This is a genomic window from Pseudomonas sp. FP215 (assembly GCF_030687795.1).
GTDB classification, from domain to species: Bacteria; Pseudomonadota; Gammaproteobacteria; order Pseudomonadales; family Pseudomonadaceae; genus Aquipseudomonas; species Aquipseudomonas salmasensis.
Genome location: NZ_CP117447.1, coordinates 2,954,410 through 2,969,580, shown reverse-complemented (window position 1 = coordinate 2,969,580; position 15,171 = coordinate 2,954,410). Strand labels below are relative to the sequence as shown.

12 protein-coding genes and 1 pseudogene are annotated in these 15,171 nt (G+C 61.1%); 9 read left to right on the top strand and 4 right to left on the bottom strand.

Annotated elements, in window-relative coordinates; all coding sequences use genetic code 11:
- Positions 1–114: 114 nt before the first annotated feature.
- Both PSH76_RS30740 and PSH76_RS30735 read right to left on the bottom strand, forming a co-directional pair.
- Entirely contained in the window at positions 115–840 is a 726-nt protein-coding gene (locus PSH76_RS30740) for a methyl-accepting chemotaxis protein (RefSeq protein ID WP_370874661.1), read from the bottom strand.
- Positions 841–972: 132 nt separating this feature from the next.
- Positions 973–1,728: pseudogene (locus tag PSH76_RS30735) on the bottom strand (MCP four helix bundle domain-containing protein); the annotation flags it as partial.
- A gap of 157 nt (positions 1,729–1,885) precedes the next feature.
- On the opposite strand from PSH76_RS30735, the gene PSH76_RS13495 reads away from it, so the two are divergent.
- Positions 1,886–3,097, top strand: a complete 1,212-nt coding sequence (locus tag PSH76_RS13495; RefSeq protein WP_305494272.1) for a multidrug effflux MFS transporter — start codon at positions 1,886–1,888, stop codon at positions 3,095–3,097.
- Positions 3,098–3,577: 480 nt separating this feature from the next.
- Here PSH76_RS13495 and xerC read toward each other — a convergent pair whose 3' ends face one another.
- Both xerC and PSH76_RS13485 read right to left on the bottom strand, forming a co-directional pair.
- Positions 3,578–4,492, bottom strand: a complete 915-nt coding sequence (gene xerC / locus PSH76_RS13490) for a tyrosine recombinase XerC (RefSeq protein ID WP_056783188.1) — start codon at positions 4,490–4,492, stop codon at positions 3,578–3,580.
- A 108-nt stretch (positions 4,493–4,600) separates the two neighbouring features.
- Entirely contained in the window at positions 4,601–5,413 is an 813-nt protein-coding gene (locus PSH76_RS13485) for a M949_RS01915 family surface polysaccharide biosynthesis protein (RefSeq protein ID WP_305494271.1), read from the bottom strand.
- Between the two features lie 411 nt (positions 5,414–5,824).
- Here PSH76_RS13485 and arnC point away from each other — a divergent pair, with 411 nt between their 5' ends.
- Genes arnC through PSH76_RS13445 form a run of 8 tightly spaced genes read left to right on the top strand, consistent with a single transcriptional unit; the run spans position 5,825 to position 15,139 of the window.
- Positions 5,825–6,859: an undecaprenyl-phosphate 4-deoxy-4-formamido-L-arabinose transferase gene (gene arnC, locus PSH76_RS13480; RefSeq protein WP_003191219.1), complete on the top strand. Its 1,035-nt coding sequence runs from the start codon at positions 5,825–5,827 to the stop codon at positions 6,857–6,859.
- A complete protein-coding gene (arnA, locus tag PSH76_RS13475; protein WP_305494270.1) occupies positions 6,856–8,847 on the top strand; it encodes a bifunctional UDP-4-amino-4-deoxy-L-arabinose formyltransferase/UDP-glucuronic acid oxidase ArnA in 1,992 nt (663 codons plus the stop codon). The genes arnC and arnA overlap by 4 nt, the downstream gene beginning before the upstream one ends.
- Positions 8,847–9,731: a 4-deoxy-4-formamido-L-arabinose-phosphoundecaprenol deformylase gene (gene arnD, locus PSH76_RS13470; protein WP_305494269.1), complete on the top strand. Its 885-nt coding sequence runs from the start codon at positions 8,847–8,849 to the stop codon at positions 9,729–9,731. The genes arnA and arnD overlap by 1 nt, the downstream gene beginning before the upstream one ends.
- Complete coding sequence (gene arnT / locus PSH76_RS13465; protein ID WP_305494268.1) at positions 9,728–11,383, top strand: lipid IV(A) 4-amino-4-deoxy-L-arabinosyltransferase; 1,656 nt, start codon at positions 9,728–9,730, stop codon at positions 11,381–11,383. The genes arnD and arnT overlap by 4 nt, the downstream gene beginning before the upstream one ends.
- Complete coding sequence (gene arnE / locus PSH76_RS13460; RefSeq protein ID WP_098951475.1) at positions 11,380–11,727, top strand: 4-amino-4-deoxy-L-arabinose-phosphoundecaprenol flippase subunit ArnE; 348 nt, start codon at positions 11,380–11,382, stop codon at positions 11,725–11,727. The genes arnT and arnE overlap by 4 nt, the downstream gene beginning before the upstream one ends.
- Positions 11,724–12,137 (top strand): 4-amino-4-deoxy-L-arabinose-phosphoundecaprenol flippase subunit ArnF, encoded by a 414-nt coding sequence (gene arnF / locus PSH76_RS13455; RefSeq protein WP_032897300.1) that lies wholly within the window; start codon positions 11,724–11,726, stop codon positions 12,135–12,137. Before arnE ends, arnF begins: the two co-directional genes overlap by 4 nt.
- Positions 12,134–13,516, top strand: coding sequence for a UDP-glucose/GDP-mannose dehydrogenase family protein (locus PSH76_RS13450; protein ID WP_014718468.1), 1,383 nt, complete (start codon positions 12,134–12,136; stop codon positions 13,514–13,516). Before arnF ends, PSH76_RS13450 begins: the two co-directional genes overlap by 4 nt.
- Positions 13,517–15,139, top strand: coding sequence for a glycosyltransferase family 39 protein (locus PSH76_RS13445; RefSeq protein WP_305494267.1), 1,623 nt, complete (start codon positions 13,517–13,519; stop codon positions 15,137–15,139).
- The last annotated feature ends 32 nt before the right edge of the window (positions 15,140–15,171 follow it).

The following is a 15,171-nucleotide window of genomic DNA, read 5'->3' as shown; positions in this document are numbered from 1 at the left end:
CTCCTCTTTTTTAATAACCAGTTCGCATAACTATACTAAATGACTATTTAGTTGAGTTATATGCAGGCTACTTATCGCCTCTTCTGGAACCCGGGCCTGGTTCTTCTTAGGCTCCTACATCTTAAACCGATCAACCGACTGCGACAGCTGCCCTGCCAGGCTGGATAGCTCATCGGTGGTCGACGCTGTGCCCGCAATCACCCGACTGTTACTTTCCGACATTCCCGCAATCCTCTCCACCTGATGAGCAATCTCATTACTGGCCAGGCTCTGTTCACTGATAGTGCGGGAAATATCATTGACCAATTCAGTGGTACTCAGCGTGGCCTGGAGGATCTCGCGAATGGCGCGCTCCACTTCGGCAGTCACTGCCATGCCCTTGTCCACTTGAGCAACGCCCTCCTCCATGCTGATCACCGCTGCTCGGGTGTTCTGCTGGATACTCCCGACCATGCTGGCGATTTCCTGGGTGGAGGCGCTGGTGCGTCCGGCCAGGCTGCGCACTTCGTCGGCCACGACCGCAAAGCCGCGGCCTTGTTCACCGGCGCGGGCGGCTTCGATGGCGGCGTTCAGGGCCAGCAGGTTGGTCTGGTCGGCAATCCCCTTGATCACTTGGATAATGCTGTAGATCGCTTCGGACTCCTTGTCCAGCGTGCGAATCACTTGGGCTGACTGTTGGGCTGAACGGGCTATGCCGTCCATGTCGCTGACCACCTGGTGAATGACGCGGCCGCCGTCCTTGGCCAGGGTTTCAGCCTGGCTGGCCATGTCCAGAGCACGTTGGGCGTGACGGGTGATTTCTTCGATGCTGGCGGTCATTTCGCTTGCGGCGGCGGCCATGGTGCTGGCGGCGACGCTTTGTTGCTGGCTGCTGCCTGCCACTTCATGGCAGCCCTGGCTGAGGCGTTCGCTCATGCCATTCACGCCATGGGCATTGCTGCGAACCACTTCGATCATGCCGCGCAAATCCCGCTGCATCGTCGCCAGGCTACGAATCAGCGCACTGGCTTCGTCCTGGTTCTTGGGCTCGACAATCGGCTCGCTCAAGTTGCCATGGGCAATGCTCTGGGCAATACGGCTGGCGGTGCGCAACGGCACCATGATGCTCAAGGTCACCCAGCGTCCTTGTGCCAGCAGCAATAGCAGGCTGGCGCCCAATACGATGGCCAAGGTCAAGTTGGCGTTACTGATGGTTTGCCGGGTACCGGTGCTGGTGAGTTGGGTATTGTTTTCGATCAGTTCGCTCAACGCCGCCAGTTGTTCTTCCAACTGGCTGAACGCGGCATTGAAGGTCTGCAGTTCCCCCCGTGCGGCCTCGGGGTTATCCAGGGCCAGGGCGACGATGCGCTCCCCGGCGCTGATGTAGGTGTCCAGGCTGGGTTTGATTTTTTCCAGGCTGGCCTTGATCGAGGCGTCCAGCGGCAGCTTGAGATTGTCCGCCAGCACCTCGCGAAAGTGCTCGGCATGTTCCTTGATCGAGCTGTTGACCTCGGCCGGCGTACTGGTGCTTTTGCCCAGCCCGACCAACATGGCCGACAACACATCCGCACGCAGGGCGTCGTGCATCATGTCGGCTTCCATGTGGTTGCGCAGTACCGTCATGCTGACGTCGTTGTCCTGCACGGCATCGGCCATCCGGGTATTACCCAGGTAACCGGCCAGGCTCATGATCAAGGCGGTGAGCAACCCCGTCGCAATCAACAGCACCAAGCGTAATTTGATCGTCATAGTGGTACCCCGTGCCAGGCCTGCCGGTTGGGAACCCAACCGTTTGAGTGTCGCTGCTAGCTGTATCGGCAGCTGTTGCCTGTTAGTGAAGCCTAAGTTTGCGGATCTGCGCGGTTCCCTTAAGCTGACCGTCCATTGCTCTACCTGGATCTGCCTAATGCCTCAACGTATCGCCCGTCTCGCCCTGCTGTTGGGCTTGATCACCGCCGTCGGCCCCTTTGCCATCGACATCTACCTGCCAGCGTTGCCCACCCTGGGCGCCAGCCTCCAGGCCACGCCGGCGACGGTGCAGATGAGTTTGACGGTGTTCTTCATGATTATCGGTGTGTGCCAGCTGTTCTACGGCCCCCTCAGCGATGTGTTCGGGCGTAAACCACCGATTTACGCGGGTCTGGTGATCTTTGCCATTGGCAGCGTCGGCTGTGCGCTGGCCCCGACTATCGAAGTGTTGATCGGCTTTCGTGCGGTGCAGGCGTTCGGTGCCTGTGCGGGGATGGTGATCCCCCGGGCGATCGTCCGCGACCTGTACACCGGCCATGAAGCGGCGCGTCTTATGGCTTTGTTGATGCTGGTGATGAGTGTTTCACCGATCCTCGCGCCACTGGCTGGCAGCCTGGTGATTTCGATCTGGAGCTGGCGCGAAGTGTTTGCCGTGTTGGCGGTGGTGGCCGTGCTGTGTCTTCTGATGACCGCCGTACAACTGCCAGAAACCCACCCGGCCGAGCGCCGCCTGGGCAAGACCCTGGGCCAGGCGTTCGGCAGTTATGGCGCCCTGCTCCGCGACCCGGTTTTCACGGGCTTGTCGGTGGTGTGCGGGTTTGGCCTGGCTACCTTCTTTGTGTTCATCGGTAGCGCGCCTTTCGTGTACATCGAGTTTTTTGGCCTGACACCAACCCAGTTCAGCCTGTGCTTTGCCCTCAACGCAGCTTCGTTTTTCGCCATGAGCCAACTGACCGCACGCCTCAGCGCCCGCTTTGGCCTGGCGCCGTTGATTCGCTGGTCGGTGGTGGGCGTGGCGGCGGTCATGAGCTTGCTGGCGGCGACTACGCTGTGGGGCGACAGCCTGGCCCTGATGATGGGGCTGTTGTTTATTGGTTTTGGCTTTCTTGGCCTGCTATTGCCGGCGGCCGGGGTGTTGTCGTTAGAGGATCACGGTGCAGTGGCCGGTTCTGCGTCTGCACTGCTGGGCGCGATCCAGATGGTCACGGCGGCTGTGGCGATGACCTTGGTGGGCGTGTTTGCCGATCATACCCCGGCGCCAATGTTGATCGGTATCGCGCTATGTGCGCTCGCCGCGATGCTGACCACCTGGTGGACGCTGCGGCGCTTACCGGCTCATTTGGCTTCAAGCGCCCCGCCCTCCTCCTGAGTATGGTTGTAGCAGCCAACGGTAACCACGATGCGAAGCGAGTCGCTCTTGATCTTGCCGTTGCTCTGCTTTTGATCTTGATCTCAGGCGCCCCGTTAAACCACGCTGGCCGAACGCAGGCTTGAATTCGTGGGTAACCCGGCAGGACGCCGGGTTAGCCGTCCTGGGCCAAGGATGGCCCATGACGGCGGCCCACGGATTCAAGCCGGAGTGAGGGCACACCGAGCCCAGGCGAGGTGCCGAGTGGTGGGGCAAGAGCGTTTTGCTTACTTTTGCGCTTTTCAAAAGTGAGCCGCCGTCAGGGCGGAACCCTAAGTAGCCGTTACCGCAGCAATGGATATATACCCAATCCAACTGTGTCGCCTGCCAGGCCGCCTTCGCGAGCAAGCCCGCTCCCACAGTTGGATCGCGGGGTGTCAGATAGGCGTCGGCTGGCAGGCCGTCATCGCAGGCAAGCCAGCTCCCACATGTCCCCGCCGCCTACAAATCAAACCGATCCACCGCCCGCCGCCGCTCATTGTCGTCACGCACGTCATAGCTGGCAGTGGTCTGGATATTGGTGTGATGCGCCAACTTCTGCGCAATCGACAAATCATGCTCCTCGATCACCCGCGTGATAAACGAACGACGGAAATCATGGGGCATGATCTTGACACCCACCTGATCACCACGCTGGCGCGCGATGTAGTAAATCGCATGCTTGGTAATGCGTTCCCGGGTGATATGGCTGCCTCGACGGATGCGGTTGAACAGGAAGCTATCGTCCTGCTCACCTTCCTTGAGCTGCTCGCGACGAAACGCCAGCCAGGCCTGAAGTTTGGCAAACGCCCAGTCCGGCGCGTACTTGACGAGTTCTTTGTTGCCCTTGCCGATCACGCGCAAGCTGCGCTCGTCAAAGTTGATCTGCGCCAAGTCCAGGTTGACCGACTCCGACTTGCGCATGCCCGAGCCATATAACAGGCCGATCACTGCGGCATCCCGCAGGCCCTGGGGCCGAGGGTCGGCGGCGCAGACGTCGAGCATCTCGCGGATCAAGGTGCGGCGCAGGTTGCGGCCCTGGCCCAGGCGCGTGCCTGGTGTGGCCTTGACCGAGCGCATCTTCAACAGGTGGTCCTGGCTGATCAAGCTCATGCGCCACGCTTCATTCATCACCCCGCGCACCGCATTCACATACAGCGACGAGGTGTTCGGCGCAAAGCCGTCCTCGCGCAAGGCAGCCACCAGTGCGATAACGTGTTCGGGCTGCAGCAGGTGCCAGTCAATCTCTTCGAGATTGAGGTCTTCGAAACCCAGGCGGTCGGCGGCATCCTGCAGCACGTAGCGCATGGTCAGTTGGCTGGAAGGCGCCAGGCGGGTGAGATAAAGGGTCAGCGGGTTGCAAATGGACTCGGTCAAGGTAGATCAGCCTTTGGATTAAATACACCGACCAACTATTTGATTAGTCGATGTATTTAGTGGGTTGGCGAAGGCCGAGTCTAACCCAGGACCGGCCCTGGCACAAAATCACGGGGCTGTATCGTCGTCCTCGCTGGCTGCCTGGGGTTGGGCCAGGGACTGGCTCCAGTCGGCGTCCTGTTGCTGCATCAGCGCGAACCACTGCTGGCGCATAAAGGAAAGGTAACTGTCCGGTGCCTTGGCAAAGTCCTTCTCGTCGCCATAGCAGCCCGGCAGTGGCAGTTCGGTGCCCTGCTCCTTGTATTGGCTGACCAACGCTTGCTGCGCAGTGACGCTGCAGTCAGTAGGCAGTGGCATACCGCGCAAGGCGCCCGCGTCCTCGTCCCACCAACTGGCGCCCACGCGGTCAAGGCCACGCAGACGATACTTCTCGGACTTGCCGACATGCATGATCAGCTTGAATTCGTTGGGACTGACGTCACTGGTGCAAGCGCGTGAATAGCCGACGGTAGCCTGGGTATTGCCATCGCCCAGCAGGTCGGTGACCTTGGTTGCTGCCCGGTCAAAGCGCAGCCCGGCGTCGAACTCGCAGTGCTGCACATCGTCATACAGCATCCACACGCGCTTGGGGCGCTCGCCACTCAGCACGTACTGCGCCGCGTAGACAAAGGCCGATTGGGTACCATCGTCATCGCGCTCACCGACTTGCTCGGCGAGTACCAGCAGGTTTTTGCCCTGGCGGTCATCCCAGGTATACGCGGCGACTTGCTTGCCGCGCACTTCCACCCCTTCCGGCACCTGCGCCAGAGGCGTCAGCGCAACGCCCTGATCGGCCCGCACGCTGGTGACACAGGCCACCGTCATCAACAATCCCATCAGCACGGGCCGCAATGGGCCGCGCAAAAGCTGCACGCTATTCATCCGAGTACCCTGGCAAGAGAGGGCTTACTTTACCGGCACTTGAGCGCCAATGCAGAGAAGATTGTTGAAGGGCGCGCATTGGCCTGATCGCCTCGCTCAAATTGAACCAAGCGCCCTGCACGAAGCTCCGATATCGCCCTGTGAGGCTTACCTGTAACGCCTTGATTACTTAGCTGAACCCTAGCTGTCTGCCTGTCAAATAAACGAGTTTTTCATCCGCCTTTCATATTCGTTGCACATTTTTGCGCTTAACCTTGTAGGCAACACTTAAGAGCAATCCGTGGATTATCGACTAACCTATTGAAAACGCATCATCTTTGGCCCCGTTTTGTAACCTGCGGGCTGTAGTTTTGCCCAATGAACGCTGCTGTTTTCACGCTTGAAGTCGCTTTAGCCCGAGGTCATGAATCTTTGAAACCCTACCCTATTCATTGCGTGTCGATCGTTATCCCGGTCTACAACGAACAAGAAAGCCTGCCTGAGTTGCTGCGTCGCACCACGGCAGCCTGCAAGCAACTGGCTTACGAATACGAAATCATCCTGGTGGATGACGGTAGCCGCGACAATTCGGCCCAACTGCTCGAAGACGCCGCCGCCGAAGACGGCAGCAATGTGGTGGCGGTGATCCTTAACCGCAACTACGGCCAGCACGCGGCGATCATGGCCGGCTTTGAACAGTGCCGTGGCGAAGTGGTGATCACCCTCGACGCCGACCTGCAGAACCCGCCGGAAGAAATCCCGCGCCTGGTCGAACAAGCCGCCCTGGGCTACGACGTGGTCGCCACCGTGCGCAATAACCGCCAGGACTCGGCCTTCCGCCGCTGGCCGTCGCGCTTGATCAACCTCGCCGTGCAGCGCTCTACCGGCGTGGCCATGACCGACTACGGCTGCATGTTGCGCGCCTACCGCCGCACCATCGTCGACGCCATGCTCGCCTGCCGTGAGCGCAGCACGTTCATTCCTATCCTGGCCAACGGCTTTGCCCGCCACACCACGGAAATCCTGGTGCACCACGCCGAACGTGAACATGGCGAATCCAAATACAGCGCCATGCGCCTGATCAGCCTGATGTTCGACCTGCTGACGTGCATGACCACCACGCCCTTGCGCCTGCTGTCCATCGTCGGCTTTAGCCTCGCGGCGCTCGGCGTGCTGTTTGCCTTTGCCCTGATTGTCATGCGCCTGGCGTTCGGCGCCGACTGGGCGGGTGATGGCCTGTTCGTGCTGTTTGCGGTGCTGTTCGTGTTCACCGGTGGCCAGTTCATCGGCATGGGCCTGCTGGGCGAATACCTGGGCCGCATGTACAGCGATGTACGCGCCCGCCCACGCTTCTTTATTGAAAAAGTGCTGCGCAACCAACCGGCAGCACCGGCTCCAGTCGTCGTGGTTGACGGCCTGGTGTCTTCCCATACGTCTACTTCTTCTTCGGATCAGGTCCAGTCATGAGTTCAAAAGCTGTTGTATTCGCCTACCACGATATTGGCTGCGCAGGCATTGAAGCGCTGCTCAGCGCCGGTTACGACATTGCCGCCGTGTTCACCCATGCCGATGACCCCAAGGAAAACAACTTCTACGGTTCCGTCGCCCAACTCTGCGCACGCAACGGCATCCCGGTACATGCACCGGAAGACGCCAACCACCCGCTGTGGATCGAACGCATTGCCAAGCTGAACCCGGAGTACATCTTCTCGTTCTACTACCGCAACCTGCTGAGCGAACCGCTATTGGCCACCGCTCGCAAAGGCGCGTTCAACCTGCACGGCTCGTTGCTGCCTAAATACCGTGGCCGCGCCCCGGCCAACTGGGTGCTGGTCAACGGCGAAACCGAAACCGGCGTGACCCTGCATCGCATGGTCAAGCGTGCCGATGCCGGCGCCATCCTGGCCCAGCAGCAAGTCACCATCGAACGCAGCGATACCGGCCTGAGCCTGCACGCCAAGCTGCGTGATGCAGCCGCTGCCCTGCTACGCGATGCCCTGCCACAGCTGGCCCAGGGCAAGCTGAGCGAAACCGCCCAGGACGAGAGCAAAGCCACCTACTTCGGTCGTCGCACCGCCGCCGATGGCAAGCTGGACTGGAAACAGCCCGCCGAGCAACTGTTCAACCTGGTGCGCGCAGTGACCCAGCCGTATCCGGGCGCCTTCTGCGCCGTGGGCGAGCACAAGCTGATCGTGTGGCAAGCCGATGTGGTCAAGGGCAACGAAGGTCTGGCGCCTGGCCGTGTAATCAGCGTCAACCCGCTGCGCATTGCCTGCGGTGAAGACTCCCTGGTGGTCAAGTTCGGCCAGCGCAACGAAAACGGCCTGTACCTGGCGGGCCCGTCCCTGGCCGATGAGCTGGGCCTGGTGGATGGCTCCGTACTGCGCGGCGCCGAGTCGGGCCGCAAGCCGCGCCGCACTCGCGTGCTGATTCTGGGCGTCAACGGTTTTATCGGTAACCACTTGTCCGAGCGCCTGCTGCGTGACGACCGCTACGAAGTCTATGGCCTGGACATCGGCTCCGACGCCATCGAGCGCCTGCGCAGCCACCCGAATTTCCATTATGTGGAAGGCGATATCAGCATCCACACTGAGTGGATCGAGTACCACATCAAGAAATGCGACGTGGTGCTGCCGCTGGTGGCCATCGCCACGCCGATCGAATACACCCGTAACCCGCTGCGCGTGTTCGAACTGGATTTTGAAGAAAACCTCAAGCTGGTGCGCTACTGCGTCAAGTACAACAAGCGCGTGATTTTCCCGTCGACCTCCGAAGTCTATGGCATGTGCCAAGACCAGTACTTCGACGAAGACACCTCCAACCTGGTGGTGGGCCCGGTCAACAAGCAGCGCTGGATCTACTCTGTCTCCAAGCAACTGCTGGACCGCGTGATCTGGGCCTACGGCGACAAGGGTCTGAAGTTCACCCTGTTCCGTCCGTTCAACTGGATGGGCCCGCGCCTGGACCGCCTAGACTCGGCGCGCATCGGCAGCTCCCGCGCCATTACCCAGCTGATCCTGAACCTGGTGGAAGGCACGCCGATCCGTCTGTTCGACGGTGGTGAGCAGAAGCGTTGCTTCACCGACATTGCCGACGGCATCGAAGCCCTGGCGCGCATCATTGATAACGACAATGGCGTGTGCGACGGCCAGATCATCAACATCGGCAACCCCGAAAACGAAGCCAGCATCCGCCAGTTGGGCGAAGAGCTGCTGCGTCAGTTCGAGGCTCACCCGCTGCGCCACAACTTCCCGCCGTTCGCTGGGTTCCGCGACGTCGAGAGCAAGGCGTTCTACGGCACCGGCTACCAGGACGTGGCGCACCGCAAGCCAAGCATCGAAAACGCCAAGCGCCTGCTGAACTGGGAGCCGAGCGTGCAGATGAGCGAAACCATCGGCAACACGCTCGATTTCTTCCTGCGTGAAGCCATGCTTGAAATTGCGGACAAAAAGTAATGCAGGCAGGTCTTCGCATCGACGTCGACACCTACCGCGGCACCCGTGAAGGTGTGCCACGGTTGCTCGACTCCCTGGCCGAAGCCGGGGTCAAAGCGACGTTCTTCTTCAGTGTCGGGCCGGACAACATGGGGCGCCACTTGTGGCGCCTGATCCGCCCGCAGTTTTTGTGGAAGATGCTGCGTTCCAACGCTGCCGGCCTGTATGGCTGGGATATCTTGCTGGCCGGTACCGCCTGGCCAGGCAAGCCGATTGGCCGCGACCTGGGGCATTTGATGCGCCAGGCCAAGGCCGCCGGGCATGAAGTCGGCCTGCACGCCTGGGACCACCATGGCTGGCAGGCCAACACCGGGCGCTGGAGCGAGGCACAGCTGGTCGAGCAGATTCGACGCGGCGTAGACACCTTGAGCGACATCCTCGGCGAGCGCGTCGACTGTTCAGCGGCCGCCGGCTGGCGTGCCGATGAGCGCGTGGTGCAAGCCAAGCAAAGCTTCAACTTTCGCTACAACAGCGATTGCCGGGGCACCAGCCTGTTTCGACCAACCTTGGCCGATGGCAGCGCGGGCACCCCACAAATTCCGGTAGACCTGCCGACCTTCGACGAAGTCGTCGGGCCGGTGGTGGCTGCCAACGATTTCAACCGCTTCATTCTTGATCGGTTCAGCGCGTCAAAGCTGAACGTCTATACGATCCACGCAGAAGTAGAAGGGATTCTGATGGCCAATGATTTTCGCCAGTTGCTCGCCCAGGCCGGGCAGCGCGGCATTGATTTCAAACCCTTGGGCGAGCTGTTGCCTGCGGATGCGACCACCCTGCCCCAGCAACAGCTGGTGCGCGGCGCCTTGAGCGGCCGCGAGGGTTGGCTGGGAGTGCAGCAGGCATGATCCGCCGCTGGGCGTTGCCCCTGCTCCTGCTGGCGTTCGCCGTGTTCTACCTGCTGCCGTTGGCCACCCATGGCCTGTGGATTCCCGATGAAACCCGCTATGCGCAAATCAGCCAGGAAATGCTGCTGACCGGCAAGTGGGCTGCGCCGCACTTCATGGGCATTCGCTACTTCGAGAAGCCCGCCGCAGGCTATTGGATGATTGCGCTGGGCCAGGCGATCTTCGGGCAGAACCTGTTTGGCGTACGGTTTGCCTCGGCCTTGAGTACCGGTTTGAGCATTCTGCTGGTGTATCTGGTGTCTCGCCGGTTGTGGAACGACCCGCAAAAGAGCCTGGTCAGCACGCTGCTCTACATGAGCTTCGTCAGCGTGGCCGCGCTGGGCGGCTATGCCAACCTGGACCCGCAGTTCACCTTCTGGGTCAACCTGACGGGCGTGGCCTTGTGGTTTTGTTTCGACAGCACCACCCGGCGTGCGCGCTTGTGGTCTTGGGCCTTGCTGGGCCTGGCGTGCGGCATGGGCTTCATGACCAAGGGCTTCCTGGCCTGGTTGCTGCCGGTGCTGGTCGCCCTGCCCTACGCCGTCTGGCAAAAACGTTTTGGTGAGTTGTGCAAGTTTGGCCCTGTTGCCGTGGTGGTAGCGATTGCTGTCAGCCTGCCGTGGGCGTTAGCTGTGCACCTGCAAGAGCCGGACTACTGGCATTTCTTTTTCTGGCACGAGCACATTCAACGCTTTGCCGGTGAAGACGCCCAGCACGCCGAACCCTTCTGGTATTACCTGCCGCTGCTGGTCGCGTTCGCGCTGCCGTGGGTCGCCGTTCTGCCGTCCGCGTTCAACCAGGCCTGGCTGCAACGGCGCGTGCCGAAAACCGCGTTCCTGCTGCTGTGGTTGTTGATGCCCCTGGCCTTTTTCAGCCTGGCCAAAGGCAAGCTGCCCTCCTACATCATGCCGTGCATGTTGCCCTTGGCCTTGCTGATGGGCTCGGCCTTGAGTGACAAACTGGCTCAAGGTCGCGGCCGCGTGCTACGCATCAATGGTTGGTTGAACCTGGCGATCGGTGTGCTGGTATTGCTGGCCCTCAGCTGGTTCCAGTTGAAGAAGCCGGTATACGAACCGGGTGAAGAGACCCTCAGCTTGGTGCTGGTGTTCATCTTCTTGTTCGGTTGGATCGTGGTCAATCTGCTGCAAGCGGCACGCCCGCTGAAATTGTGGGCCGCGCCGCTGATCGGCAGTGGCTTACTGGTGCTGCTGGTGCCTGCGGCGTTGCCTCATTCGGTGGTTTACAACAAGACCCCGGACCAATTCATCATCGATCACATCGACGAGTTGCAGCCCAGCGTTGCCCTGCTGAGCAACGACCTGGGCGCCGCCTCGGCGTTGTCCTGGCGCCTCAAACGCCCCGATATCACGCTGTACAACACCTCGGGTGAGGTCAAGTACGGCCTGGCTTACGAGGACACGGCGCCGCGCCTGGTCGACCGTAACCGCATCCAGTCATGGATGGCCGAAACCCGTCGTACCGGCGCGGTGGGCGTGGTGATGCGCGTCAATAGCACCGGTGAAAAGGAAGAACTCGCCCTGCTGCCTACCGACGGCAAGCGTTATGCGCAGGGCAAGATCGTGATCCTGATTTTCCCGCAGGTCGCGCCATGATCACCCTGCTGCTACTGCTCACGGCCTGCCTGCTCACGTGCATGGGCCAGGTCTCGCAAAAGTTTGCTGTGGAAAGCTGGCGCGGCGTGCCGGATGGCTGGACCTTGAAACTGCGCTCGCCGTGGTTGTGGTCGGCGCTGGTGTGCCTGGGCCTGGGCTTGCTGGTGTGGCTGCTGGTGTTGCAGCGTCTGGAAGTGGGCATTGCCTACCCCATGCTCAGCCTGAATTTTGTGCTGGTCACGCTGATGGCGCGCTTTGTGTTCCACGAGCCCATTGATGGCCGTCACTGGCTGGGTGTGGGGCTGGTGATTGCTGGCGTGGTCTTGCTGGGGCGTCAGGTATGAGCCGCGTGCGGGGTTTCGCCCTGGCCTTGGGCAGTGTCGGCCTGGTGAGTGGTGCCCAACTGGGCATGCGCTGGAGCATGACGCGCCTGCCCCTCCCCTCTGAATGGCTGGCCGCCTTCACGGATAACAGCGTCGACCTGGGTGCCCTTGGCGTGGTGATCCTGGCGATCATCGCCTATGCGCTGTCGATGCTGTGCTGGCTCGGCGCACTGAAGCACTTACCCCTGGGCCGAGCCTATTCGCTGCTCAGCATCAGTTACGCGTTGGTGTATTTGCTGGCCGCCAGCCTGCCAGTGTTCAACGAAAATTTCTCGCTTTCAAAAACCCTGGGGGTGGCCTTGGTCATCCTCGGTGTACTGGTTATCAACTCTCGTCGTGCTAGCACCTCAAGTCCCAGGAATACCCCATGAAAATCAGTGTATTTGGTAGTGGTTACGTTGGTCTGGTCCAGGCCACTGTATTAGCCGAAGTCGGTCACGATGTCATTTGCATGGACGTTGACAAGCACAAGGTCGAATCGCTGCAGAAGGGTCATGTGACCATCTTCGAGCCGGGCTTGGCAGCCATGGTCAAGGACAACCTGGAAAGCGGACGCCTGCGCTTTACCCACGATGAGAAACTCGCCGTCGAACACGGTGAAGTGCTGTTTATTGCCGTGGGCACGCCGTCGGATGAAGACGGTTCGGCCGACTTGAAATACGTGCTGTCGGTGGGTGATGCAGTTGCCCGCCACCGCGTGGCGCCGGTAATCCTGGTGGAGAAATCCACCGTACCGGTCGGCACCGGCGACACGTTGCGCGATCACATCCTCAATAACCTGCGCGCCGCCGGCCGTGAGCTGCAGTTCGATATCGTCTCCAACCCGGAATTCCTCAAGGAAGGCTCCGCCGTTGCCGACTGCCGCCGCCCGGACCGGATCATCATCGGCTGTGAGCGTGAAGAAGTACGTGACGTGATGCGCGACCTGTACGCGCCCTTCAACCGCAACCACGACCGCATCATCTTCATGGACCTGCGCAGCGCCGAACTGACCAAGTACGCCGCCAACTGCATGCTGGCCACCAAGATCAGCTTCATCAACCAGATCGCCGAACTGGCCGAACACCTGGGCGCCGACATTGAGTCGGTGCGCCTGGGCATTGGTGCCGACTCGCGCATCGGCTACCACTTTATCTACCCCGGCTGCGGTTATGGCGGCTCGTGCTTCCCCAAAGACATGCGCGCCCTGATCCATAGCGCCAAGCAGGCCAACTGCTCCAGCGACCTGCTCGAAGCGGTGGAAGCCATCAACCAGCGCCAGAAGAGCAAGCTGTTCGAGCGCATCAACGCGTTCTTCCAGGGCAACCTCAAGGGCAAGACGTTCGCCCTGTGGGGCCTGGCCTTCAAGCCCAACACCGATGACATGCGTGACGCCCCCAGCCGTGTGCTGATGGAAGCCCTGTGGGCCGCCGGCGCCAATGTGCGTGCCTTCGACCCGGAAGCCATGCAGGAAACCCAACGCATCTACGGCGACGACCCGCGCTTGATGCTGATGGGCACCCCGGAATCCACCTTGGGCGGCGCCGATGCGTTGATCGTGTGTACCGAGTGGCAGCAATTCAAGGCGCCGGACTTTGACCTGATTCACCAGCGCCTGAAAACCCCGGTGATCTTCGACGGCCGTAACCTGTACGACGGCGAACGCCTGGCGCGCAAAGGCTTCAAGTACTTCCCCATCGGCCGCGGCGACTCCTGCGAGTTACCGATCCCCCAGCAAAACTGGGTGGAACAGGTCAAGGACGCTTGCTAGGTGAACATCGCCTTACCGTCCGCGCAGCGTGCAACGATCCGTCATCAGTCGCTGGGGCTTGGGCTCTTGGCGCTGGTGCTGTTTATCGCCGGCAACTGGCACCAGGCGATCATCGGCTTCGATTCGCGCTTCGTGCTGTTTGCCCAGGAAATGTTGCGCCATGGGCCAAGCTTCTTCCCCACCACCTATGGCCAGCCGTACGCCGATTACCTGGCGACGTCGACCCTGCTGACGTGGCTGCTGTCGTTGCCCTTGGGCCAGGTCACCAGCCTGACGGCGTGGCTGCCCACGGCGGCGGCGTCGGCGCTGATCGTGGTGCTGGTCTATCGCCTCACCGCGCCCTACTCGCCGCGTTGGGGCCTGCTGAGCATTGCGATGCTGCTGCTCAGCAGTACCTTCATCAGCGAAACCCGCGCAGTATCCCTGGATCAGATGCTCGCCGCCGTGGCGTTGGCGGTGTTCTACCTGGGCTATGCCCATGACCATTTCGCCGCTGCAAAGCGCCTGCATTGGGTGTTTTTGCTGCTGCTGTTGGGGTTTGCCATTCGTGGGCCGATTGGCCTGGTGATCCCTACGGGCGTGTTGTGCAGCTACTACCTGATCAACCGCCAGTGGCGCCAGCTGTTCAGCTTCGGGCTGCTGGCACTGGCGCTGCTGGCGGCGTGCGTCGGCCTGTTGCTGCTGCTGGCCAAGCTCAGCGGTGGCGAAGACTTCATGCATGACGTGATTCGCATGCAGTTCCTGGGGCGCATGGATGGCAGTGAAGGCTCCGGCGGCGTGCTGTATTACTTCACCAGCTCTTTGGGCAATTACGCCCTGGCCTATCCACTGGCATTGTTAGTGCTGCTGGCGGTGCTGATGGGCGGTCGACGCGCGCCGGACCCGGCCTTGAAGCTGGTGCTCTACTGCGCAGCAGCGGGTGTGCTGGTGATGCTGGGGCTGTCGGTGCCCCAAGCCAAGAAAGCGCGTTATATCCTGCCGATGTTGCCGATGGCTGCGATCATTGCCGCTTACCCCTTCCAGGCCACGCAAGGGCGGCTGTTTGCCTGGCTGCGCGCCTTGATGCTGGGCATCTGGACGCTCTTGCCAACGCTGCTGGTCATTGGCCTGGTGGTGGCGCGGCGGCGTTACCCGGAGCCGCTGGCCGACCTGGTGCTGATCTTCGTCGTGCTGGGTGTGCTGCAGGTGCTGGCCCTACTGGCATTGTTCCGCTCGCGGCTGCGCACCTACGGGCCCGCCCTGGCCGCCGTGCTCGCCCTGTGGAGCACCTACATCATGGTGGTCGAACCGCTGGAACGTCAGGTGTACGACACCCGCACCTTCAGCCTCGCCGTCAAGGCGCACGTTCAGCAGCAACCGGCGCCGCTGGTGTTGCATGCACTGGGCAAAGACGCGAAAGCCATCAAGTTCATGGTCAACTTCGATTGCGACAAGGTGCCGTTGTTTACTCAGCTGCCCGCCGAATTGAAACCCGTCCAGGCGCCGGCATGGATAGTGATGAGCCAGGCCGACTTCCAGGCGCTGGACGATCCGCGCCTGCGCTCAATCACGCCGACGCTCACGGCAGCGTTCGACAAAACCCCCTATGTGTTGCTGCATTTGGCAAAAACCTCGACGCCCTGAGTGCTTTTCCGGCTGCATTGTAAGAAAGAACG

What these genes read in the sequence shown, in the direction of transcription:
- PSH76_RS30740 (WP_370874661.1), bottom strand. Translation starts at nt 840, where the DNA reads ATGGCCGCCGCCGCAAGCGAAATGACCGCCAGCATCGAAGAAATCACC.
- PSH76_RS13495 (WP_305494272.1), top strand. Translation starts at nt 1,886, where the DNA reads ATGCCTCAACGTATCGCCCGTCTCGCCCTGCTGTTGGGCTTGATCACC.
- PSH76_RS13485 (WP_305494271.1), bottom strand. Translation starts at nt 5,413, where the DNA reads ATGAATAGCGTGCAGCTTTTGCGCGGCCCATTGCGGCCCGTGCTGATG.
- arnA (WP_305494270.1), top strand. Translation starts at nt 6,856, where the DNA reads ATGAGTTCAAAAGCTGTTGTATTCGCCTACCACGATATTGGCTGCGCA.
- arnD (WP_305494269.1), top strand. Translation starts at nt 8,847, where the DNA reads ATGCAGGCAGGTCTTCGCATCGACGTCGACACCTACCGCGGCACCCGT.
- arnT (WP_305494268.1), top strand. Translation starts at nt 9,728, where the DNA reads ATGATCCGCCGCTGGGCGTTGCCCCTGCTCCTGCTGGCGTTCGCCGTG.
- arnE (WP_098951475.1), top strand. Translation starts at nt 11,380, where the DNA reads ATGATCACCCTGCTGCTACTGCTCACGGCCTGCCTGCTCACGTGCATG.
- arnF (WP_032897300.1), top strand. Translation starts at nt 11,724, where the DNA reads ATGAGCCGCGTGCGGGGTTTCGCCCTGGCCTTGGGCAGTGTCGGCCTG.
- PSH76_RS13450 (WP_014718468.1), top strand. Translation starts at nt 12,134, where the DNA reads ATGAAAATCAGTGTATTTGGTAGTGGTTACGTTGGTCTGGTCCAGGCC.